Origin of the sequence: Mycobacterium sp. PDNC021, from assembly GCF_048282635.1 — a bacterium.
GTDB lineage: Bacteria > Actinomycetota > Actinomycetes > Mycobacteriales > Mycobacteriaceae > Mycobacterium > Mycobacterium llatzerense.
Window position 1 is genome coordinate 3,239,285 of record NZ_CP182502.1, and the last position, 21,923, is coordinate 3,261,207.

Genomic DNA, 21,923 nt, shown 5'->3' on the forward strand with positions numbered 1-21,923 from the left:
GCGGCTTGTTTGCTGGTGCGCGGCCGATGCCGGTGCGCCGGGAGACACTTTCCCGTCCCGTGTTTCGGACGTGCGGGGTAGGCTGGCGCGACGTCCGTCCCGAGGTGATGGGAGAAGGTCATGTTTGTGGGGGGTTTGCGCGCCGCGGTAGTCGCGGCGGCCGCGGTGCCGATGTTCGTTGTCGGCGGCCCGACGCCGGTTGCGGCGGCGGATCCCGGAGTGCTGGTGTACCCGGGAATGGAGATCCACCAGGGCACCACGCGCTGCACGCTGGGCTATGTGGACCCGGTCGCGCGGACCGGCTATACCGCTGGTCACTGCCGGGGCAACGGCCCGGTGACCGACAAGGACGGCCGTTTCATCGGCACCATGATCACCTTCCGGGACAACACGCCCGACGGCGCCACGATCGCGACCGACCACCAGATCTCTGACTGGGAGTCCATCACCATCGCCGGCGATGTCATGGTCAACAACATCCTGCCGGGCGGGCGGATGCTGGTCACCGACCCTGCGGTGAATCCGCAGCGCGGTGCACCCGTCTGCCACTTCGGCGTCGTCACCGGCGAGACCTGCGGCACCGTCGACGCGGTGAACAACGGCTGGTTCACCATGTCCAACGGCATCGTCAGCCAGAAGGGCGACTCGGGCGGCCCGGTGTACACGATCACCCCGGACAACCGGGCGGTGCTGGTGGGCGTCTTCAACAGCACCTGGGGACATTTCCCCGCGGCGGTCTCGTGGAGCGCGACCGACCAGCAGACGGGTGATGCCGTCGTGCAGCAGGCCGGCGGGTAGCGGTCAGTCCTGTAGTTCGAACACCGGAATGGTGGGGGCGACCCGGCGCATCTCGCCTTCGGTGGACTGTGGCGTCAGTCCACCGACGTGACCCTTGACCTCCCAGTACCACCGCCGCAGATACTGTTGCAGCAGTGCGGGTTTCGCTTCGTCGGGCACCTCGACAAGGGTGTAGTTGCGGCTGCGCCAGCTCGGTCCGAGCTGAACGACACCTGCGGCTCGCGCATTGCGGGCCCATTCGGTGTTGCCACGCGGTGAGACGAGGTACCGCCGGTCGTCGACCGCGAGCACGTTGACGACGACTCCGCGGAGTTTGCCGGTGCGCCGGCCACGCACCCGCAGGGCGCTGGTCCCGGCGAGGCTGATGCCGGCCTCGGCCAGCCGGCGGATTACTTCGTTTCCGGCGCGGTCAACGGCTCGGGGTTGGTCGTAGCGAGTGGTCATGGTGGTCCTTTCTGAAATCTAGAAACGAGAGCATTGCTCTCTAATTACGATGGCATGCGCCGGCCCGGAAATCAAGAGCGGTGATCTCGTTTTGTGTCAGACTGGCTCACGTGGGCAAGCGTCAAGACTCGCGGGATCGGATCGAACGTCGGATCATCGAACTCGGCCGTCGGCAGCTGGAGGTCGATGGCGCCGCGGGGTTGTCCCTGCGGGCCATCGCCCGCGACCTCGGCATGGTGTCCTCGGCGGTCTACCGGTACGTCTCCAGCCGGGATGAACTGCTCACGCTGCTCCTGGTCGACGCCTACACGGAGTTGGCCGACGCCGTTGACGCGGCAGTGGCCGCGTCTGGCCTCGGCTGGCGTGATCAGGTCAAGGCCATCGGTCGGGCGACGCGCGCATGGGCGGTCGCGCAGCCGGCCTGCTGGGCGCTGTTGTACGGCAGTCCGGTGCCCGGGTACCGCGCCCCGGCGGAACGAACGGTCGGTCCGGGCACCCGGGTGATCGGAACATTGTTCGGAGCTGTCGGCGCCGGGCTCGCCGCCGGTGCTGTGCGCTCGGCCGAAGTGCCCGTGTCGCAGCCGTTGTCGGCTGATTTTGCACGTCTGCGTGACGAGTTCGGATTCTCCGGCGACAACGCGGCGGTGGCCAAGTGCATCGTGCTGTGGACCGGGCTGGTCGGGGCGGTCAGCATCGAGGTGTTCGGGCAGTACGGTCCCGACACTCTGAGTGATCCGGCCGAGGTGTTCGAACTAGCGCTCGACCTGCTGATCGGCATGCTGGCCGAGGCGTCGTGAGGGACCCCGTCGGTCGAAACTAGAACACGTTCTAGCCATCGCCCCGTCTCGACGTTATTGTCTAGTCGATCATTGATCAGACACGTGTCCAGGTTGCCCGAACGACCGCGCTGGACACCACTGAGACCGGCCCAGGAGAGACGATGCAAACAGTTCCCGAGACCGTCAACGCCGCCGACGTCACCGATTGGTCCGACGAGGCCGACGTCGTGGTGATCGGCTTCGGCATCGCCGGTGGCTGTGCCGCGGTCAGTGCTGCCGCCGCCGGCGCCAAGGTCCTGGTGCTGGAGAAGGCGGCCGCCGCAGGCGGCACCACATCCATGGCCGGCGGCCACTTCTACCTCGGCGGCGGCACCGCCGTACAGCAGGCGACCGGCCACGACGACAGCGCCGACGAGATGTACAAGTACCTCGTCGCCGTCGCCCACGACCCTGAGCACGACAAGATCCGCGCCTACTGCGATGGCAGCGTCGAGCACTTCAACTGGTTGGAAGACTTGGGTTTTCAGTTCGAGCGCAGCTACTATCCGGGCAAGGTGGTGGTGCCGCCGGGCACCGAGGGCCTGTCCTACACCGGCAACGAGAAAGTGTGGCCGTTCTGCGAGCAGGCCAAGGCCGCGCCCCGCGGGCACTCGGTCCCGGTGCCGGGCGAGTTGGGCGGCGCGGACATGGTCATCAAGCTGCTGCTGAAAAGGGCCGACGAACTCGGCATCGAGATGCGCTACGAAACCGGCGCGACCAACCTCGTGGTGGACGAGCAGGGCCGTGCCGTCGGCGTCCGCTGGAAGAACTTCGGGGTGACGGGCGCGGTCAAGGCCGGCGCCGTCATCATCGCCGCCGGCGGCTTCGCGATGAACCCGGAGATGGTGGCCGAACACACGCCGGCGCTGGGTCAGAAGCGAAAGACCAAGCACCACGGCGAAGTTGAGCCCTACATCCTCGGCAACCCGAACGACGACGGGCTGGGCATCAAGCTCGGCGTGTCCGCCGGCGGCGTCGCCCGGAACCTGGACCAGCTGTTCATCACCGCCGCCGCCTACCCGCCGGAGGTCCTGCTCACCGGCGTCATCGTCAACCAGAATGGCCAGCGCTTCGTCAACGAGGACTCCTACCATTCGCGCACTTCGGCTTTCGTGCTCGAGCAGCCCGACCAGGTGGCCTACCTGATCGTGGACGAAGCGCACACCGAGATGCCGGCGATGCCGCTGATCCGGTTCATCGACGGCTGGGAGACCGTCGCGGAAATGGAAGCGGCGCTGGGCATTCCAGCCGGGAACCTGGCCGCGACGCTGGAGCGCTACAACGCCAACGCCGCGGCAGGTGGCGACCCCGACTTCCACAAGCAGCCGGATTACGTTGCCGCCCAGGACAATGGGCCATGGGCGGCATTCGACCTGTCGCTCGGGCGGGCCCTGTACTCCGGGTTCACCATGGGCGGCCTGTCGGTCAGCATCGACGGCGAAGTGCTCCGCGAGGACGGCAGTGCCGTGCCGGGCCTGTACGCGGCGGGCGCCTGCGCGTCGAACATCGCGCAGGACGGCAAGGGCTACGCCAGTGGCACCCAGTTGGGTGAAGGGTCGTTCTTCGGCCGACGGGCCGGAGCCCACGCCGCGGCAAGGTGATGGCTAGACGGGGGCGGGTGCGCCGTCCGCGTCTTCGATCCGGGTGAGCCGCCACTCGCCGTTGCCCAGCAGTTCCAGCTCCTGCTGGTGGTGCTGTTCGACGGTGCTGCGGTGGCTGACGCTGACCACGGTGGTGTCCGGCAGTTCGGTCCGAACCAGTTGGTACAGCATCATTTCCAGGCCCTCGTCGAGGGCCGAGGTGGACTCGTCGAAGAACACGGCCTTGGGTCGGGTCAGCAGCACCCGGGCGAAGGCGACGCGCTGCTGCTCGCCGGGGGAGAGCACCTTGGCCCAGTCGTCGACCTCGTCGAGACGGTTCGCCAGATGCGGCAGCGCGACCTTGTTCAGGACCTCGTGCAGTTCGGCATCGGTGTGCGAACCCACCTTGCCCGGGTAGGACACCACGGCGCGCAGATCACCCAGTGGCACATACGGCAGCTGGGACAGGAACAGCGTCTCGTTCTCGTCCATCGGGAAGTGCATGGCGCCCTGGCAGAAGGGCCACAGCTTGGCCAGGCTGCGCAGCAGGGTCGTCTTGCCGCTGCCGGACGGGCCGGTGACCACCAGCGCTTCGCCGGGGTACAGGCACAGATCCAGCGGAGCGATGAGTTCGCGGCCATCCGGTGTGCTCACCGTGACCTTCTCCAGCGTGATGGTGTCGTCGGGGCAGTCCTCGGTGGCGAGCGCGGGCAGGTGCCGCGCCGCGTCGTTGGCCGTCACCAGGCCGTGCAGACGGATGATGGCGGCGCGGTACCCGGCGAACTGGTCGTACACGTTGCGGAAGAACGACAATCCGTCCTGGATGCTGCCGAACGCCGACGCCGTCTGGTTCATGTCGCCGAGCTTGATCTCACCGGCGAGGAAGCGCGGGAACTGCAGGACATACGGCAGCGGCACGATGATCTGGCTCATCGACAGGTTCCAGCCGTTGAGGCCGATCATCCGGTTGACGTACCGCTTGTAGTTGTCCACGACCGGGGCGAACAGCCGCCGCAGACCCGTCCGCTCGGCGATCTCACCGTGATAGAAGGCGACGGCCTCTGCCGCGTCGCGCATCCGGACCAGCGCGTAACGGAACGCGGCGTTGAAGCGTTCGTTGTCGAACGACAGCCAGATGATCGGGCGGCCGATCCAGAAGGCCACCACCGACGCGATCAGGACATAACCCAGTCCGATCCAGAACATCGCCTTGGGGATGGTGAGCCCGGCGATGGTCAGGGTGCCGGACAGGTTCCACAGAATCGCGGTGAACGACAGCATCGACGCGATGGCGTTGATGGCGCCGAACAGCAGCGTCGAGGTGGTCATGTTGTTGGGCGTGTTGGGCAGTGGGCCCACGCCGGCGGTGAAGATGTCGATGTCGCTCTGGATGCGCTGGTCCGGGTTGTCGATGGTGTCGTCGATGAACCGCGACCGGTAGTACGCCTTGCCGTCCAGCCAGTCGCCGGTGAGCCGGTCGGTCAGCCACGCGCGCCACCGCAGGATGAACCGCTGCGTCATGAACAGGTCGAGCATGATGCGGCTGACGTGCAACACGGCCAGCAGCGAGAAGATGCCGATCGACATCCAGAATCCGTGCGCCCCGGAGTCCTTCACCGCCTGGTCATGACCGGCGAGGCCGGAGGCCACCACCTGGAAGCTGGTCATCAGATCGTTGCTCTGATAGCTGAACAGCACCGTGAGCCGAACGCCGGTGATCACCGACAGCAGCATCGCCGCCAGCCACAGCCACACCTTGAGGCTCTCGCGGCCGATGAAGTAGCCGCCGGTGATGCGCCAGAACTGCCGACCCCAGACCGTGAACCGGCCGATGGCGGTCACCACGACCAGCGTCGATACCGCTGCGATCAGCCAGGCTTTGACGATCCACCACAGCGAGGTGGTGAGCTCACTGCCCCATTCGAGCGTCGGGGTGAACAAATCCATCCCCGCAAGGTACCCGTGCTCTATTGACACGCGCGCCGCGACAGGCGCGGACCGTGCCCAAGAGGTGGATGGTTGAGGAAGTGCCGACGGACCGGCCCGGTACCTTTGACCTGTGGCGAAAACCAGCACCGCGAAATCGGGCCGACTGAGCAGCAAGTTCTGGAAGTTGCTCGGTGCCTCCACCGACAAGAACCAGAACCGATCCATGGATCACGTTCGGGCGTCGGCGGAATTCGACGACAAGGCCGCGGGTCTGGACGACGAGCAGATCACCAAGGCGGCCAAGCTGCTGGACCTGTCCGCGCTCGCCGATTCCGCCGACATCCCGCAGTTCCTGGCCATCGCCCGCGAGGCGGCGGACAGGACGACCGCACTCCGTCCCTTTGATGTACAGCTGCTGGGCGCGCTGCGCATGATGGCCGGTGACGTCGTCGAGATGGCCACCGGTGAGGGCAAGACACTGGCCGGCGCGATCGCCGCGGCCGGTTACGCGCTGGCCGGACGGCACGTGCACGTCATCTCGGTCAACGACTACCTGGCGCGCCGCGACGCCGAGTGGATGGGGCCGCTGCTCGCGGCCATGGGCCTGACGGTCGGCTGGATCACCGCCGAGTCGACGGCCGACGAACGGCGCGCCGCCTACGAATGCGACGTCACCTACGCCTCGGTCAACGAGATCGGGTTCGACGTACTGCGCGACCAGTTGGTCACCCACGTCGACGACCTGGTGTCGCCGCGGCCCGACGTCGCGCTGATCGACGAGGCCGACTCCGTGCTGGTCGACGAGGCGCTGGTGCCGCTGGTGCTCGCCGGGACCACGCACCGCGAGACACCGCGCATGGAGATCATCCGGCTGGTCGGCGAGGTAACCGCGGCCCAACGGGTTGATGACTCGCTGCAGTACTACGACACCGACGCCGACCGTCGCAACGTGCACCTGACCGACGCGGGCGCGCGCAAGCTCGAGAAGGCCCTCGGCGGCATCGATCTGTACGCCGAGGAGCACATCGGCACGACGCTGACCGAGGTCAATGTGGCGCTGCACGCGCATGTGCTGCTGCAGCGCGACGTGCACTACATCGTGCGGGACAACGCCGTTCACCTCATCAACGCCTCCCGCGGCCGCATCGCGTCGCTGCAGCGCTGGCCCGACGGCCTGCAGGCCGCGGTCGAGGCCAAGGAAGGCATCGAGACCACCGAGACCGGCGAGGTCCTCGACACCATCACCGTCCAGGCCCTCATCGGCCGCTACCCGACGGTGTGCGGCATGACCGGTACGGCGCTGGCCGCCGGTGAGCAGCTGCGCCAGTTCTACCGGCTCGGGGTGTCGCCCATTCCGCCGAACACGCCGAACATCCGCGAAGACGAGGCCGACCGCGTCTACATCACCGCGGCCGCCAAGAACCAGGCCGTCATCGAGCACATCCAGCAGATCCACGAGACCGGCCAGCCGGTGCTCGTCGGCACCCGCGACGTCGCCGAATCCGAAGAGCTGCACGCGAAACTGGTCAAGGCCGGGGTGCCCGCCGTCGTGCTCAACGCCAAGAACGACGAGGAAGAAGCCGCCGTCATCGCCGAGGCGGGCAAGCTCGCCACCGTCACCGTCTCCACCCAGATGGCCGGCCGCGGCACCGACATCCGCCTCGGCGGATCGGACGAAGCCGACCACGACGCCGTCGCCGAACTCGGTGGCCTGCACGTCATCGGCACCGGCCGGCACCACACCGAACGCCTCGACAACCAGCTGCGCGGTCGCGCCGGCCGCCAGGGCGACCCCGGCTCGTCGGTGTTCTTCTCCAGCTGGGAGGACGACGTCGTCGTCTCGCACCTGGAGCCCGAGAAACTGCCGACGCAGACCGACGAGGACGGCCGGATCGTCAGCGACCGGGCCGGCCAGATGCTCGAGCACGCCCAGCGCGTCGCCGAGGGCCGGCTGCTGGACGTGCACGCCAACACCTGGCGCTACAACCAGCTCACCGCGCAGCAGCGCGCGATCATCGTCGAACGCCGAGAGACATTGCTGCGCACCACGACCGCGCGCGACGAGCTCAAGGAGCTGACGCCGGACCGGTACCAGGAACTCGCCGACGAGGTCGGCGAGGACGAACTCGAGCGCATCTGCCGGATGATCATGCTGTACCACCTGGACCGCGGCTGGGCCGACCACCTGGCCTACCTGTCCGACATCCGCGAGAGCATCCACCTGCGGGCGCTGGGACGTCAGGACCCGCTCGACGAGTTCCACCGCATGGCGGTCGACGCGTTCGCATCGCTGGCGGCCGACGCCATCGAAGCCGCGCAGCAGACCTTCGAGACCGCCAACGTGCTGGAGGACGAGCCCGGCCTGGATCTGTCGAAGCTGGCCCGCCCGACATCGACGTGGACGTACATGATTCACGACAACCCGCTGGCCGACGACACGATGGCAGCGCTGAGCCTGCCCGGGGTGTTCCGTTAGGTTTAGCCCATGAGCACCAGTGGCCCGGAAGCCGATTCGAGCGACCGGGTGCTGACGATTCCCAACGCGCTGAGCGCGTTGCGGTTGCTGCTGGTCCCGGTGTTCCTCTACCTGCTGTTGTCGGTGCACGCCAACGGCTGGGCCGTCGCGATCCTGATGTTCAGCGGCTTCTCGGACTGGGCGGACGGCAAGATCGCGCGCCTGGTGCCGAACCAGTCGTCGCGGCTGGGTGAACTGCTGGACCCGCTGGTCGACCGGATCTACATGCTGATCGTGCCGGTCGCGCTGGCGATCGCGCACGTCGTCCCGTGGTGGATCGTGCTGACCCTGATCGGCCGCGACCTGGTGCTGGCGGCCACTCTGCCGCTGGTACGTAGCCGAGGTTTGACCGCGCTGCCGGTGACCTACATCGGCAAGGCCGCAACGTTCGCGCTGATGTCCGGATTCCCGCTGGTGCTGCTGGGACAGTGGCCGGACGCCTGGAGCCGGGTGGTGCTGGCCTGCGGCTGGGCGTTCCTCGTCTGGGGCATGGCCATGTATCTGTGGTCCGCCGTGCTGTATCTGATCCAGGTGACCATGGTGCTGCGGGAAATGCCGCCGGTCGCGAGGTCTGCGGCGTGACGGAAGCCGGGACACCCCGGGACCGGGCGCTGGGCGGCTACCGGCCGGAAGCCGGCCGGAACAGTCACGTCGCCGACGAGCCGGTCCGGATTCCGGTGCCGTCGCTGCTGCGCTCGCTGCTCACCGACCATCTGGACCCCGGTTATGCCGCTGCGGCGGAGCGCCGCCAGGCGTCCGGCGACAGTGCCCGACGGACACGCTCCCTCCTCGCCGACGGCGCCTGGCTGCTGGTCGGCGTCGCCGCGGTGTCGGTGGTGTTCGGGACGGCGGCGCAGCACGCGGTGTCGATGGCACCGGCGACCACCCAGACCCAACATGTGCTGTCCGCCAACGCGCGCACCGCCGAAGGGCGGACCCGCGACAGCACCGCCACCCGCGACGCCCTGGCCGGTCAGGTGGAGGCCGCGCGCCGCAGCCGGTTGGCCGGCGACGCGCAGGGCCGCGAACTGCTGGCCGCCCTGGAGCAGGCCGAGTTCGGTGCCGGCGTGACCGCCGTGACCGGCCCGGGCCTGACCGTCACCGTCACCGAACCCCCGCCGAGCCCCAACCTGTCCGACGTGTCGAAACAGCGGGTTGCCGGCAGCCCGCAGACCATCCTGGACCGCGACCTGCAACTGACCGTCAACTCGTTGTGGGCGGCCGGTGCCGAGGCGGTGTCCGTCGGCGGCGTGCGGATCGGGCCGAACGTGACGATGCGGCAGGCCGGCGGCGGCATCCTCGTCGACAACCAGCCGGTGGCCAGCCCCTATGTGGTCGTCGCCATCGGGCCGCCCCACGCCATGCAGGAGGTGTTCGAGCACACTCCCGCCATGCAGCGGCTGACGCTGCTCGCCGCGTCGTACGGGGTGGGCATCAGCGTGCAGACTCGGGACCGGCTGACGGTGTCGGCCGCATCAGTACGAGATGTCAACTTCGCCAGGCAAAGTGGGCCAAAGTGATTGGGGCCGAATTGAGATTGGGCATGCGCACATGATCGGGATCGCGGCACTGGTGGTCGGCATCGTGCTGGGGTTGATCTTCCACCCCAGCGTGCCCGAAGCGGTCCAGCCATACCTGCCGATCGCCGTCGTCGCGGCGCTGGACGCGGTGTTCGGGGGACTGCGGGCGTACCTGGAGAGCATCTTCGATGCCAAGGTCTTCGTCATCTCGTTCGTCTTCAACGTCTTGGTCGCCGCGGTGATCGTCTACGTCGGCGACCAGCTGGGTGTGGGCACGCAGCTGACCACCGCGATCATCGTGGTGCTCGGTATCCGGATCTTCGGGAACGCGGCGGCCCTGCGCCGCCGGTTGTTCGGGGCGTGACGTGACGGCGGCACGGCATGGCTGACGACGAACAGCACACGGGCGAAACCGAACACCACGGCCGGCATGAGCTGCCCGACGGTGTCCCGGCGCGGCTGCCGCGCACCCGGTCCCAACTGATGTTCGGTGCGCTGGCTGTCCTGCTCTGCGTGTTGCTCGGCGTGGCGATCGCGACGCAGGTGCGCCAGACCGAATCGGGTGACGCACTGGACACCGCCCGGCCGGCCGACCTGCTGGTGCTGCTCGACTCGCTGCAGCAGCGCGAGGCCGCCCTCAACACCGAGGTGGCCGACCTGCAAAAGACGCTGTCGGCGTTGCAGGCGTCGGGCAACAGCGACCAGGCCGCCATCGAGAACGCGCAGGCTCGGTTGCGTGCCCTGTCGATCCTGATCGGGACGGTCGCGGCCACCGGCCCCGGCGTCACCATCACCATCGAGGACATCGCTCCCGGCGTGTCGCCGGAGACCTTGCTCGACGTGATCAATGAGCTGCGCGCGGCCGGCGCCGAGGCCTTGGAGATCCGGTCCGGACGGGGCGATCAGCAGACCGCGGTTCGGGTCGGGGTCGATACCTGGGTGACCGGTGCCGCAGGCGCGCTGGTGGTCGACAACGTGACCATGAACCCGCCCTATTCGATTCTCGCCATTGGTGATCCGCCGACCCTGGCGGCCGCGATGAACATCCCCGGCGGGGCGATGGACAGTGTCAAGCGGGTTGGCGGCACAATGACCGTGCAACAGGCCGACACGATTGACGTCACTGCCTTGCGGCAGGCAAAACCGCGCCAATACGCTCAGCCGGTCAAGTAGCCGCCGGGCCCCGGTAATCGAGCCGTATCCTATGTACCCCACCAACACTCAAGGAGCGTCGTGAGCGAAACGCCAGCCGATCTGCTGTACACCACCGAGCACGAATGGGTGCGCCGCACCGGCGAGGGCACCGTGCGCGTCGGAATCACCGATTTCGCGCAGGGCGCGCTGGGTGACGTGGTCTATGTCGATCTGCCCGAGGTCGGTACCACCTTGGCCTCCGGCGACGTGTTCGGTGAGGTCGAATCGCCCAAGACGACCTCGGAGCTGTACGCCCCGATCGCCGCGAAAATCGTTGCGGTCAACGGTGATCTGGAAGGCTCGCCCGACCTGGTCAACTCCGATCCCTACGACGCCGGCTGGCTGATCGAACTGCAGGCCGACGCGGCCGAACTGGACAGCCAGCTCGCGGGTCTGCTCGACGCTGACGGCTACCGGGCGACCCTGGACGAGTAACGCCTTTGTTAGGGTGCTGCGGTCCGGTTCGGCCGCGGCGACACCAAAGTCGGCTCGGCGGATCCGGCGGTGGCGGGCACACTCGCCCGCGCCGCGCGGTACGGTCAATAGTGGGACGTATGCGACATCGATGACTGCTGGCAGGACTGCCGGCTGGTCGTGCAAGAGAGCGCCACAGCAGCCAGTAGAGGAGCAGCGCGTGACGGATAACGACAGCGGTTCGGGGACTGATTTCGGGTCCGAGGAGGCAACGGTGGAGACCACATCGGTCTTCCGTGCGGACTTCCTCAATGAGCTCGACGCCCCGGCTTCGACGAGCGGCACCAGTGCCGTCTCCGGAGTTGAAGGACTGCCGGTGGGCTCGGCCCTCCTGGTGGTCAAGCGCGGGCCGAACGCCGGCTCGCGGTTCCTGCTGGATCAGCCGAGTACCTCGGCGGGACGTCACCCGGACAGCGACATCTTCCTCGACGACGTGACGGTGAGCCGCCGGCACGCCGAGTTCCGGCTCGAGTCCGGTGAATTCCAGGTGGTCGACGTCGGCAGCCTCAACGGCACCTACGTCAACCGCGAGCCCGTCGACTCGGCGGTGCTGGCCAACGGGGACGAGGTCCAGATCGGCAAGTTCCGCCTGGTGTTCCTGACCGGCCCCAAGACCGACGACAGCTCGGCTGGTTAGAGCCGGCGGTCAGTCCGTGACACAGCCCGACCGCAGTGCAGTGGCCGGGATGTCGATCGGAGCAGTGTTCGATCTGCTCCGACCAGACTTCCCGGATGTGACGATTTCCAAGATCCGGTTCCTGGAGGAACAAGGTCTGGTCACGCCCGAACGCACTGGGTCGGGCTACCGTCGTTTCACGGCCTATGACTGCGCGCGGCTGCGGTTCATCCTGTCCGCGCAGCGCGATCAGTACCTGCCGCTGAAAGTCATCAAGGCCCAGCTGGATGCCCAGGCCGACGGCGCGCTGCCGTCGAACGGATCCGCTTACGGCGTACCGAAATTGGTGCCCGATCTTGACGTCGATGGCGGAGGCCCGGGCCATCCTGATGAGGTAGCGCCTGCCCAGGTCCGGCTCAGCCGCGAGGATTTGCTGCAGCGCTCCGGCATCAAGTCGGAGCTGCTCGCCGCGCTGGTCAAGAGCGGCGTGATCATTCCCGGCCCGGCGGGGTTCTTCGACGAACACGCCGTGGTCATCGCTCAATGCGCCCACGCGCTGGGTGATTACGGCGTCGAGCCGCGGCACCTGCGGGCCTTCCGCTCCGCGGCCGACCGGCAGTCGGACCTCATCGCCCAGATCGCCGGGCCCATCGGCAAAGCCGGCAACGCCGGGGCCCGCGACCGGGCCGACGAACTGGCCCGCGAGGTCGCGGCGCTCGCCATCACGCTGCACACCTCGCTGATCAAGTCTGCGGTGCGCGACGTTCTCGATCGCTGAGGACTAGACTCGAATTCGTTGATGGCACACGGATTGCGGAGGGCAGACGCAGATGGGCGAGGTTCGTGTGGTCGGCATTCGGGTGGAGCAGCCACAGAACCAACCCGTGCTGTTGCTCCGCGAATCAGACGGTGACCGGTACCTGCCGATCTGGATCGGGCAGTCCGAGGCTGCGGCCATCGCGCTGGAACAGCAGGGCGTCTCGCCGGCTCGTCCCCTCACGCACGACCTGATTCGGGATCTGATTGCCGCGCTAGGTCATTCACTGCGCGAGGTGCGCATCGTGGATCTGCAGGAAGGCACCTTCTACGCCGACCTGGTGTTCGACCGCGACATCACGGTGTCGGCGCGGCCGTCGGACTCGGTGGCCATCGCGCTGCGGATGGGCGTGCCGATCTACGTCGAGGAAGCGGTGCTGGCCGAAGCGGGTCTGTTGATCCCGGACGAGACCGACGAGGAGCCGTCGGGGCCGGTGCGCGAGGACGAGGTCGAGAAGTTCAAGGAGTTCCTCGACAGTATTTCGCCGGACGATTTCAAGGCCACCTGACCAGTCCGGGGGGACGTCCATCGGGGCGTTGTCACGGATGCATCTCAGTTAGGTCAGCAGGCGTCGACACGCGGTGCGCCGTTTGCAGATTCGACGAATCCGCGCCACATACTTTCCTCGTTCTGGCAACAGTCTGATCGGCGGCTCGCCGCCGATGGGCTGAAGTGGCCCGGCGGGAAGCGTATGCTCGACACATTCGAGCAGCGGACATGCCCGCCGAGCAGCAATGGCCGCCAGGCAGGGATAGTTCGATCGGCGAGAGGACCAGGCAGTGGGCGACGACACGCCACGTCAAGAGCAGTTGGACCTGACGACCAACGGCGCGCCTGAGCAGGCCGCCCCGAAGCCGGCTCCGATGCCGGTGCAGGCAGGCCTGTTCCCTGATGAATCCGTGCCCGACGAACTGGTCGGCTACCGCGGGCCGAGCGCCTGCCAGATCGCCGGCATCACCTACCGCCAGCTCGACTATTGGGCGCGCACCTCGCTGGTCGTCCCGTCGATCCGCGGCGCGGCCGGCTCCGGCAGCCAGCGCCTGTACTCGTTCAAGGACATCCTGGTCCTCAAGATCGTCAAGCGCCTGCTCGACACCGGCATATCGCTGCACAACATCCGCGTCGCGGTCGATCACCTGCGCCAGCGCGGGGTCCACGACCTGGCCAACATCACGCTGTTCTCCGACGGCACCACGGTGTACGAGTGCACGTCCGCCGAAGAGGTCGTCGACCTGCTGCAGGGCGGTCAGGGCGTGTTCGGCATCGCGGTCTCGGGCGCCATGCGCGAGCTGACCGGCGCCATCGCCGACTTCCCGGGCGAGCGGGCCGACGGCGGCGAGTCCATCGCCGCACCCGAGGACGAGCTGGCATCCCGGCGCAAGCAGCGCGACCGCAAGATCGGCTGAGGCCACTCACCAAGAGACATCCAACTGCCCCTTTCCCATGGAGAGGGGCAGTTTGCTTGGGGGCACCCCCGCTGGGGGACTATGAGCGGCCCGTGGCGAACCACCGGTAGACTGGCGCGCGCATCGTCCCGACGCGGGAGAGTTCTGTGGCCGCCAGCCATGGACGCCGAAGGAGCAATACCTCTCCATCAACCTCTCAGGCCCCCGGACCGCGCCGGAGCCCGATGCCTCTGGAAAGCGGCGAGCTGTGCCTCGCCCGCCCATGGGGAAAGGCCGACCATTGTCGGGCCGAATCTCTCAGGCACCGACGACAGAGGGGGAGGAACCGCAAGCGGTTCCGTGGCATGCCTGCCCCGAGCCTGAACGTCTGGAGAGGCCGTCATGACCGACAGCACGTCTCGTTCCTCTGCTGAGCACCACCAGCTTCGCTTCGTCGACCGGCACATCGGTCCGGACGCCGACGCGGTGTCCACCATGCTCGGGGTCATCGGCGTCGACTCCCTGGAAGAGCTCGCCGCCAAGGCACTGCCCGCGGGCATTCTCGACGCGCTGTCGGGCGTCGGACTGGCTCCCGGCCTCGACGAGCTGAAGGCCCCGGCCACCGAAGAGCAGTCGCTGGCCGAGTTGCGTGCACTGGCCGACACCAACACCGTCGCGGTGTCGATGATCGGGCAGGGCTACTTCGACACCCTGACCCCGGCGGTGCTGCGCCGCAACATTCTCGAGAACCCGGCCTGGTACACGGCCTACACGCCGTACCAGCCGGAGATCAGCCAGGGCCGTCTCGAGGCCCTGCTCAACTTCCAGACCATGGTCACCGACCTGACCGGCATGGAGATCGCCAACGCGTCGATGCTCGACGAGGCCACCGCCGCGGCCGAGGCCATGACGCTGATGCACCGCGCCGTCAAGGGCGACTGCCGCCGCCTGGCCGTCGACGTCGACGTCTACCCGCAGACCGCCGCCGTGCTGGCCACCCGCGCCGAGCCGCTGAACATCGAGATCGTCACCGCCGACCTGCGCGACGGCCTGCCCGAGGGCGAGTTCTTCGGCGTCATCGCCCAGGTGCCGGGTGCCAGCGGTGCGGTCAACGATTGGTCCGCGCTGATCACGCAGGCCCACGAGCGCGGCGCGCTGGTCGCCCTCGGCGCGGACCTACTGGCGATGACGATCGTCACCCCGCCCGGTGAGATCGGGGCCGACGTCGCCTTCGGCACCACGCAACGTTTCGGTGTGCCAATGGGATTCGGCGGGCCGCACGCCGGTTACCTGGCCGTGCACGGCAAACACGCCCGCCAGCTGCCGGGCCGTCTGGTCGGCGTCTCGGTCGACGCCGACGGTGCCAGGGCCTACCGGTTGAGCCTGCAGACCCGGGAACAGCACATCCGCCGGGACCGGGCCACCAGCAACATCTGTACCGCCCAGGTCCTACTCGCGGTGATCGCCGCGATGTACGCCAGCTACCACGGCCCGCGCGGGCTGACCGCCATCGCGCACCGGGTGCACGGCCACGCGCTGGCTGTGGCGATGGGCCTGAAGGAGGCCGGCGTCGAGGTCGTGCACGGCGCCTTCTTCGACACCGTCCTGGCCAAGGTGCCGGGCCGGGCCGAGCAGGTGCAGGCGGCCGCCAAGGAGCGCGGCATCAACGTCTGGCTGGTCGACGCCGACCACATCTCGGTGTCCTGCGATGAGGCGACCACCGCCGATCACGTCGACGCGGTGCTCGCCGCGTTCGGCGCGACCCGCGGCGGCCACCACTGGGCCGGCCCCGAAATCCACACCCGCACTTCTGAATTCCTCACCCACCCGGCGTTCTCGCGGTACCGCACCGAGACCGAGATGATGCGCTACCTGCGCTCGCTGGCCGACAAGGACATCGCGCTGGACCGCAGCATGATCCCGCTGGGCTCGTGCACCATGAAGCTCAACGCGGCCGCCGAGATGGAGCCCATCACCTGGACCGAGTTCGCCCAGCAGCATCCGTTCGCCCCGGCGTCGGACACGCCGGGCCTGCGCAAGCTGATCGCCGACGTCGAGTCCTGGCTGGTGAGCATCACCGGCTATGACTCGGTCTCGCTGCAGCCCAACGCCGGATCGCAGGGGGAGTACGCCGGTCTGCTGGCCATCCGCGCCTACCACGAGGCCCGCGGGGAAGCCGGGCGCAACATCTGCCTCATCCCGTCCAGCGCGCACGGTACCAACGCCGCGTCGGCCGCCATGGTCGGCATGAAGGTCGTGGTCGTGGCGTGCCGCGAGAACGGCGACGTCGACCTGGACGACCTGCGCGCCAAGGTCGCCGAGCACGCCGGAGACCTGGCCGCGCTGATGATCACCTACCCGTCCACGCACGGCGTGTACGAGCACGACGTCGCCGACATCTGCGCCGCGGTGCACGACGCCGGCGGCCAGGTCTACGTCGACGGCGCCAACCTCAACGCGATCGTCGGCCTGGCCCGCCCCGGCAAGTTCGGCGGCGACGTCAGCCACCTGAACCTGCACAAGACCTTCTGTATCCCGCACGGCGGCGGCGGTCCGGGCGTCGGCCCGGTGGCGGTCCGCTCGCATCTCGCGCCGTACCTGCCCGGCCACCCGCTGGCCGCCGAGCTCGCCGACGATCACACCGTGTCGGCAGCCCCGTACGGCTCGGCGTCCATCCTGCCGATCACCTGGGCGTACATCCGGATGATGGGCGCGGCCGGTCTGCGGGCCGCGACGCTGACGGCGATCGCGTCGGCCAACTACATCGCCCGCCGCCTCGATGAGCACTACCCGGTGCTGTACACGGGCGAGAACGGCATGGTCGCGCACGAGTGCATCCTGGACCTGCGGGCCATCACCAAGGCCACCGGCGTCACCGTCGACGATGTGGCAAAGCGCTTGGCGGACTACGGTTTCCACGCGCCGACCATGAGCTTCCCGGTGGCCGGCACGTTGATGGTCGAGCCCACCGAGAGCGAGAGCCTCACCGAGGTCGACGCCTTCATCGCCGCGATGATCGCGATCAAGGCCGAGATCGACCAGGTCGGCTCCGGTGAGTGGCCGGCGGACGACAACCCGCTGCACAACGCGCCGCACACCGCCGAGTGCCTGCTGGTCGACGAGTGGAAGCACCCGTACACCCGCGAACATGCCGCCTACCCGCTGGGCAAGGGCTTCCGCCCCAAGGTGTGGCCGCCGGTCCGGCGCATCGACGGCGCGTTCGGCGACCGCAACCTGGTGTGCTCCTGCCCGCCGATCGAGGCGTTTGCCTGATCGCGCAACGTAAAAGGGCCGGGTCTGTGCAGACCCGGCCCTTTTACGTCGGAAACTACGGCAGGGCGGCGGCGACCGCGTTGGCCAGTTCGGGAGCCGCGGAGGTGGGCACGCCGGTGTACGTGCCACCGGTGATCTGCGAGACGGCCTGCCAGGTCGAGCCGTCCGAGTCGGTGCCGATGTCGATGACGTTGATCGCCACCGGGCGGCCAGCGTCGAACGCCGACTTGATGTAGTCCTGCAGGCCCTGACCGTCCAGCGACTGGTCGGTGTGCGGGCCGGAGGTGATCACCAGGATCGAATTGGGCTGTCCCTCGACATATTTCGACATCGCGTCGCCGTAGAGCATGCGCAGCGTCGTGAACGAGACGTGACCGCCGCCCGAGGAACTCTGGTTGTTCAGGTTCGAGATCAGCTGCGTCGCGTGCGCCTGGTCGCTGAGCGGGGCCACCGGAATCTCGTTGCGGCCCGCCACACCGTCGAACGTCCACAGACCCACCGAGCTGTTCGGCGACATCGTCTTGAGCCGGTCCATCAGCGCGGTGGTCACGTTGCCCAGCCGCGTCTTGGCGCCGTCGCTGATCGGCATCGACTGATCCAGCAAGATCGTCACTGCGGCGCTCTTCGACGTGCCACCGACAGCGTTGGCCAGCGTGGCGCGGGTGTTGGTATCGCCGATCGCGAGGGCGTCGGGCAGCGCGCCGACGCTCACCACATCGTTCTTCGGGGGATCGCCACCGTCGACGCGGAAGCCGGCCTTCGACAGCTCGGCGAGCTGCTCGGGCTTGCGCAGGAAGCGCTCGAATTCGCTCGCCGCGGTGACCTCTTCGTGCGACAGACCCTCGCCGGCGAGCAGCACGGCCGGGTAGTCGGCGACCGCCGGTGCGCCGGGCGGCAGCCAGGCCGCCAACTTGCCCTTGGCGTTGTCTGTGTGTTGCGACCGCTGGTAGAGCTGCTGTTCGGTGGTGACCACCGCGTGCACCGGCGCGGTGGCCGGGTCGCTCGCGGAGATCAGCGCGTCGAGCGCCGTCGAGACCTTGGGATCGGAGAGCTTCGGCTGCGCGGCCATCAACCGGTGCACGGCGCCCGCACCGGCATTCGCCGGCGCGCCATTGGCTGCGGCAGAGGCGACGGCCTCGGCCGCCAGGTAGGCCGCGTCACTGTTGTCGACGGTCGGCAGGGCCAGTCGCAGCGAGCCCCAGCCCGGCAGGCTCAGGCCGTCCAACGCCGTCGGCGTCGTCTGCAGCGTGGGCAGGGTGCCCCAGTTCTGTTGGGCCAGCGCATCTTTGAGCTGCGGCCGGACGGCCACCAGCACTGGTGACGTCGCCAGCGACTTCGCCTCACCGCTGATCGCCTGGTCACCGGCACCGGCCACCAGCCGGGCCGCTGACACCGAACTGGCCGGAACCCACAAGGCCGGGCGCGGTCCCAGGTTCGACGGCCACTTGTTGACCACACCGTCGACGACCGCGGTCGGATCGGTCGCCTTGACCTCGACCTTGACGCACTTGTCGCCGACGGGTGCGGCGGACTGGTTGTACTTGCCGGCCAGCGAGTTGAGCTGATCGGAGATCGACGGGTCGGCCATGACGGGCACGCTGACCGAGCCGGACACGCACCGCGCCGAAGCCTCCCGGCTGCGGTCGGACAGCACGCTGCCGAAGAAACGCCAGAGGATCACCGCGGCGACCACGACCACGACGGTCACCAGGGCGGCGATGACGCCGACGCTGACCCCGCGGCGCTTGGTGGCGATGGCCCGGTGGCTGCCGGTCCATTCACCACCCTCCCAGTCGCCGCTGTGCGCGCGGACCGATGCCCGGCGTGGGACGGACGGGAATGCCTGGGTGACGCTCTCGGATCCGGTGAGGTCGGGTTGGTCCGAATAGTCGGCATCGCCGTAGTCGGCGTCGGGCTCGTCGGTCTCGTACCGGTCGCCGGGGCCTGCGGGCGGGGCGGGCACAGCTGGGGTGGCAGCAGGCCCAGTGGCAGCAGGCGGCATCCCGTGCATCTCGGCCCAGTCGTCCGGCACCCGGAACCCCGGAGCGCCGGTGGCGGGTTCGTCGGTTTCCGGGATGTCCGGCGACAACGCGTCGTAGTCGGAGACTTCGTCGTCGGGTGACTCGTCGTCGGGAGCTCTGTGCCTACCCATTGGTGTCTGCTCCTGGTGTCGGCGTGCAATCGGCGGACCCGCGTCGTAAGACGTGGGCCCGCCGAATTTTAATCAACGATGATGGGGGAGTTAACCGTTCACGAACCGGCGTGTGCGGCCTTGAACTCCCGCCGGCGCCGATGCAGGATCGGCTCGGTGTAGCCGTTGGGCTGGGCGCAACCCTCGAGGATCAGCTCCTGCGCGGCCTGGAAGGCGATGCTGCCCTCCGGATCCGGTGCCATCGGCAGGTACGCGGAGTCGCCGGCGTTCTGCTCGTCGACGACCGCCGCCATCCGGCGCAGGCTGGCCTTGACGTCGTCCTCGGTGATGACGCCGTGTCGCAGCCAGTTGGCCAGCAGCTGGCTGGAGATGCGCAGGGTGGCGCGGTCCTCCATCAGGGCGATGTTGTGGATGTCCGGCACCTTGGAGCAGCCGACGCCCTGGTCGATCCAGCGCACGACGTAGCCGAGGATCGACTGGCAGTTGTTGTCGACCTCTTCGTGGATCTCTTCGGGTGCCCAGGCCAGTTCCTTGGCCAGCGGGATGGTCAGCAGTTCGGCGCGGGTGGTGCGCTTCTTGCCGGCCAGCTCTTCCTGCACCTCGCGCACGTCCACCTGGTGGTAGTGCATGGCGTGCAGGGTGGCGCCGGTCGGTGACGGCACCCACGCGGTGGTGGCGCCGGCCTGCGGCTGGGAGATCTTCTGCTTGACCATCTCGGCCATCAGATCGGTCATGGCCCACATGCCCTTACCGATCTGGGCGCGTCCGGCCAGGCCGTCGGCCAGACCGGCGTCGACGTTGGCGTCCTCGTAGGCCTTGATCCAGGTCTGGCTCTTCATGGCGCCCTTGCGGACCATCGGGCCAGCTTCCATCGAGGTGTGGATCTCGTCGCCCGTGCGGTCCAGGAAGCCGGTGTTGATGAACACCACACGGTCCTCGGCGGCCTTGATACAGGCGTTGAGGTTGACCGTGGTGCGGCGCTCCTCGTCCATGATGCCGACCTTGAGGGTGGCCGCGGGCAGGCCGAGGACGTCCTCGACGCGGCTGAAGAGCTCGCACGTGAAGGCGACCTCTTCGGGGCCGTGCATCTTCGGCTTCACGATGTAGACCGAGCCCGTGCGGCTGTTGGTCAGCTCGCCGTTCTCCTCGGTCGACTTCAGGCCGTGCATGGCGATCAGGCCGGTGAACAGCGCGTCCTGGATGCCCTCGGGGATTTCGTTGCCGTCAGCGTCGACGATGGCGTCGTTGGTCATCAGGTGGCCGACGTTGCGCACGAACAGCAGGCTGCGGCCCGGCAGGGTCAGCTCGCCCTCGCCGTCCGGGGTGGTGAAGACGCGGTCGGCGTTCAGCGTGCGGGTGAAGGTCTTGCCGCCCTTGCTGACCTGCTCGGACAGGTCGCCGCGGTTCAGACCCAGCCAGTTGCGGTAGCCCAGCACCTTGTCGTCGGCGTCGACGGCCGCGACCGAGTCCTCGAAGTCCATGATCGTGGTGATCGCGGACTCCAGCACGACGTCCTTGATGCCGGCCTGGTCGGTCGAACCGATCGGCGACGCGGGGTCGACCAGGATTTCGATGTGCAGGCCGTGGTGGACCAGCAGCACCGACCACGCCGAGTCACCGAGCTTGCCGGTGTAGCCGACGAACTCCTCGGGGCTGGCCAGCCCGCTCGACAGCCCGTCGCCAAATTCCACGATGAGCTGGTGCGCCTCATCTTCTGCATCAATCTTCAGGCCGGTGATGTCGGCCCACGAGCCGGCCGCCAGCGGGACGGCCTGGTCCAGGAAGCCCCGGGCGTAGGCGATCACCTTGTCGCCGCGCACCTTGTTGTAGCCACCCTTGCCGGCCTCGGCACCGTCCTCGTCGGAGATGACATCGGTGCCGTACAGCGCGTCGTACAGCGAGCCCCAGCGGGCGTTGGCCGCGTTGAGCGCGAACCGGGCGTTCAGGATCGGCACCACCAGCTGCGGACCCGAGGTGCTGGTGATCTCCGGGTCGACGCCCGAGGTCCGGATGCAGAACTCTGCCGGTTCCGGCTGCAGGTAGCCGATCTCGGTGAGGAACTCCTGGTACGAGTTCTTGAACTCATCGGTGTCGACCGGATCGATGACCCGCGCCCGGTGCCACTTGTCGATCTGCGCCTGCAGATCGTCGCGGCGGGCCAGCAGGGCCTGGTTCTTCGGGGTCAGGTCGGTGATGACCTTGTCAACCCCGGCCCAGAAGCTGTCCGGGTCAACCCCGGTGCCGGGCAGGGCCTCGTTGGTGATGAAGTCGTGCAGTACGCGGGCCACCCGCAGATTTCCCACCGTCACACGATCAGTCATTTGTATTTCCTCCTAAGCAGCCCACGCGGCGACCCTCCACTTTACCCGTGGGTAACCGCAGCTCACCGCCGTGTCGGACATTGAGAA

18 protein-coding genes and 1 riboswitch are annotated in these 21,923 nt (G+C 68.1%); of the genes, 14 read left to right on the top strand and 4 right to left on the bottom strand.

All coding sequences use genetic code 11. The features are described from left to right. The first annotated feature begins 120 nt into the window (after positions 1–120). Positions 121–798, top strand: coding sequence for a hypothetical protein (locus tag ACNO8X_RS15305; RefSeq protein ID WP_418001685.1), 678 nt, complete (start codon positions 121–123; stop codon positions 796–798). A gap of 3 nt (positions 799–801) precedes the next feature. Here ACNO8X_RS15305 and ACNO8X_RS15310 read toward each other — a convergent pair whose 3' ends face one another. Next, positions 802–1,242, bottom strand: a complete 441-nt coding sequence (locus ACNO8X_RS15310; RefSeq protein ID WP_418001686.1) for a nitroreductase/quinone reductase family protein — start codon at positions 1,240–1,242, stop codon at positions 802–804. A 110-nt stretch (positions 1,243–1,352) separates the two neighbouring features. Between ACNO8X_RS15310 and ACNO8X_RS15315 the strand changes: the two genes are divergently transcribed. Both ACNO8X_RS15315 and ACNO8X_RS15320 read left to right on the top strand, forming a co-directional pair. After that, complete coding sequence (locus ACNO8X_RS15315) at positions 1,353–2,039, top strand: TetR/AcrR family transcriptional regulator (protein ID WP_418001687.1); 687 nt, start codon at positions 1,353–1,355, stop codon at positions 2,037–2,039. Between the two features lie 143 nt (positions 2,040–2,182). After that, on the top strand, positions 2,183–3,661 hold the full coding sequence (locus ACNO8X_RS15320) for an FAD-binding protein (RefSeq protein WP_418001688.1): 1,479 nt from the start codon (positions 2,183–2,185) through the stop codon (positions 3,659–3,661). A 3-nt stretch (positions 3,662–3,664) separates the two neighbouring features. On the opposite strand, the gene ACNO8X_RS15325 is transcribed toward ACNO8X_RS15320, so the two are convergent. After that, complete coding sequence (locus tag ACNO8X_RS15325; RefSeq protein ID WP_418001689.1) at positions 3,665–5,587, bottom strand: ABC transporter ATP-binding protein/permease; 1,923 nt, start codon at positions 5,585–5,587, stop codon at positions 3,665–3,667. A gap of 112 nt (positions 5,588–5,699) precedes the next feature. On the opposite strand from ACNO8X_RS15325, the gene secA2 reads away from it, so the two are divergent. The 11 genes from secA2 to gcvP all read left to right on the top strand — a co-directional run bounded on the left by secA2 (position 5,700) and on the right by gcvP (position 17,363). Continuing rightward, complete coding sequence (secA2, locus tag ACNO8X_RS15330; RefSeq protein WP_418001690.1) at positions 5,700–8,045, top strand: accessory Sec system translocase SecA2; 2,346 nt, start codon at positions 5,700–5,702, stop codon at positions 8,043–8,045. A 9-nt stretch (positions 8,046–8,054) separates the two neighbouring features. Next, the gene (locus ACNO8X_RS15335; protein ID WP_418001691.1) at positions 8,055–8,666 is read left to right on the top strand and encodes a CDP-alcohol phosphatidyltransferase family protein; all 612 of its coding nucleotides are present in this window, start codon (positions 8,055–8,057) and stop codon (positions 8,664–8,666) included. Next, entirely contained in the window at positions 8,663–9,604 is a 942-nt protein-coding gene (locus ACNO8X_RS15340; protein WP_418001692.1) for a DUF881 domain-containing protein, read from the top strand. The genes ACNO8X_RS15335 and ACNO8X_RS15340 overlap by 4 nt, the downstream gene beginning before the upstream one ends. 31 nt (positions 9,605–9,635) lie before the next feature. Then, positions 9,636–9,968: a DUF1290 domain-containing protein gene (locus ACNO8X_RS15345; RefSeq protein ID WP_133762664.1), complete on the top strand. Its 333-nt coding sequence runs from the start codon at positions 9,636–9,638 to the stop codon at positions 9,966–9,968. Between the two features lie 17 nt (positions 9,969–9,985). Next, a complete protein-coding gene (locus tag ACNO8X_RS15350) occupies positions 9,986–10,777 on the top strand; it encodes a DUF881 domain-containing protein (protein ID WP_418001693.1) in 792 nt (263 codons plus the stop codon). 60 nt (positions 10,778–10,837) lie between these two features. Then, complete coding sequence (gene gcvH, locus ACNO8X_RS15355) at positions 10,838–11,233, top strand: glycine cleavage system protein GcvH (RefSeq protein ID WP_043399855.1); 396 nt, start codon at positions 10,838–10,840, stop codon at positions 11,231–11,233. Positions 11,234–11,432: 199 nt separating this feature from the next. Continuing rightward, positions 11,433–11,909, top strand: a complete 477-nt coding sequence (gene garA, locus ACNO8X_RS15360; RefSeq protein ID WP_020100157.1) for a glycogen accumulation regulator GarA — start codon at positions 11,433–11,435, stop codon at positions 11,907–11,909. 49 nt (positions 11,910–11,958) lie between these two features. Continuing rightward, positions 11,959–12,666, top strand: a complete 708-nt coding sequence (locus ACNO8X_RS15365; RefSeq protein WP_418005918.1) for a MerR family transcriptional regulator — start codon at positions 11,959–11,961, stop codon at positions 12,664–12,666. A gap of 52 nt (positions 12,667–12,718) precedes the next feature. Continuing rightward, complete coding sequence (locus ACNO8X_RS15370) at positions 12,719–13,213, top strand: bifunctional nuclease family protein (protein ID WP_418001694.1); 495 nt, start codon at positions 12,719–12,721, stop codon at positions 13,211–13,213. A gap of 271 nt (positions 13,214–13,484) precedes the next feature. After that, a complete protein-coding gene (locus ACNO8X_RS15375) occupies positions 13,485–14,111 on the top strand; it encodes a MerR family transcriptional regulator (RefSeq protein ID WP_133762660.1) in 627 nt (208 codons plus the stop codon). 124 nt (positions 14,112–14,235) lie between these two features. Beyond that, a riboswitch (glycine riboswitch) is annotated at positions 14,236–14,333 on the top strand. A gap of 159 nt (positions 14,334–14,492) precedes the next feature. After that, positions 14,493–17,363, top strand: coding sequence for an aminomethyl-transferring glycine dehydrogenase (gcvP, locus tag ACNO8X_RS15380; protein ID WP_418001695.1), 2,871 nt, complete (start codon positions 14,493–14,495; stop codon positions 17,361–17,363). Positions 17,364–17,418: 55 nt separating this feature from the next. Here the strand turns inward: gcvP and ACNO8X_RS15385 are convergent, their stop codons facing one another. Next, a complete protein-coding gene (locus ACNO8X_RS15385; protein ID WP_418001696.1) occupies positions 17,419–19,515 on the bottom strand; it encodes a VWA domain-containing protein in 2,097 nt (698 codons plus the stop codon). 98 nt (positions 19,516–19,613) lie between these two features. After that, positions 19,614–21,836: a malate synthase G gene (locus tag ACNO8X_RS15390; RefSeq protein ID WP_418001697.1), complete on the bottom strand. Its 2,223-nt coding sequence runs from the start codon at positions 21,834–21,836 to the stop codon at positions 19,614–19,616. Between the last annotated feature and the right edge of the window lie 87 nt (positions 21,837–21,923).

Bases quoted from the DNA above. Each gene is read 5' to 3' on its own strand.
- ACNO8X_RS15345 (WP_133762664.1), top strand. From the start codon at position 9,636: ATGATCGGGATCGCGGCACTGGTGGTCGGCATCGTGCTGGGGTTGATC.
- ACNO8X_RS15325 (WP_418001689.1), bottom strand. From the start codon at position 5,587: ATGGATTTGTTCACCCCGACGCTCGAATGGGGCAGTGAGCTCACCACC.
- ACNO8X_RS15390 (WP_418001697.1), bottom strand. From the start codon at position 21,836: ATGACTGATCGTGTGACGGTGGGAAATCTGCGGGTGGCCCGCGTACTG.
- ACNO8X_RS15305 (WP_418001685.1), top strand. From the start codon at position 121: ATGTTTGTGGGGGGTTTGCGCGCCGCGGTAGTCGCGGCGGCCGCGGTG.
- gcvP (WP_418001695.1), top strand. From the start codon at position 14,493: ATGACCGACAGCACGTCTCGTTCCTCTGCTGAGCACCACCAGCTTCGC.
- ACNO8X_RS15385 (WP_418001696.1), bottom strand. From the start codon at position 19,515: ATGGGTAGGCACAGAGCTCCCGACGACGAGTCACCCGACGACGAAGTC.
- ACNO8X_RS15335 (WP_418001691.1), top strand. From the start codon at position 8,055: ATGAGCACCAGTGGCCCGGAAGCCGATTCGAGCGACCGGGTGCTGACG.
- ACNO8X_RS15320 (WP_418001688.1), top strand. From the start codon at position 2,183: ATGCAAACAGTTCCCGAGACCGTCAACGCCGCCGACGTCACCGATTGG.
- ACNO8X_RS15350 (WP_418001693.1), top strand. From the start codon at position 9,986: ATGGCTGACGACGAACAGCACACGGGCGAAACCGAACACCACGGCCGG.
- ACNO8X_RS15365 (WP_418005918.1), top strand. From the start codon at position 11,959: ATGTCGATCGGAGCAGTGTTCGATCTGCTCCGACCAGACTTCCCGGAT.
- ACNO8X_RS15310 (WP_418001686.1), bottom strand. From the start codon at position 1,242: ATGACCACTCGCTACGACCAACCCCGAGCCGTTGACCGCGCCGGAAAC.
- ACNO8X_RS15370 (WP_418001694.1), top strand. From the start codon at position 12,719: ATGGGCGAGGTTCGTGTGGTCGGCATTCGGGTGGAGCAGCCACAGAAC.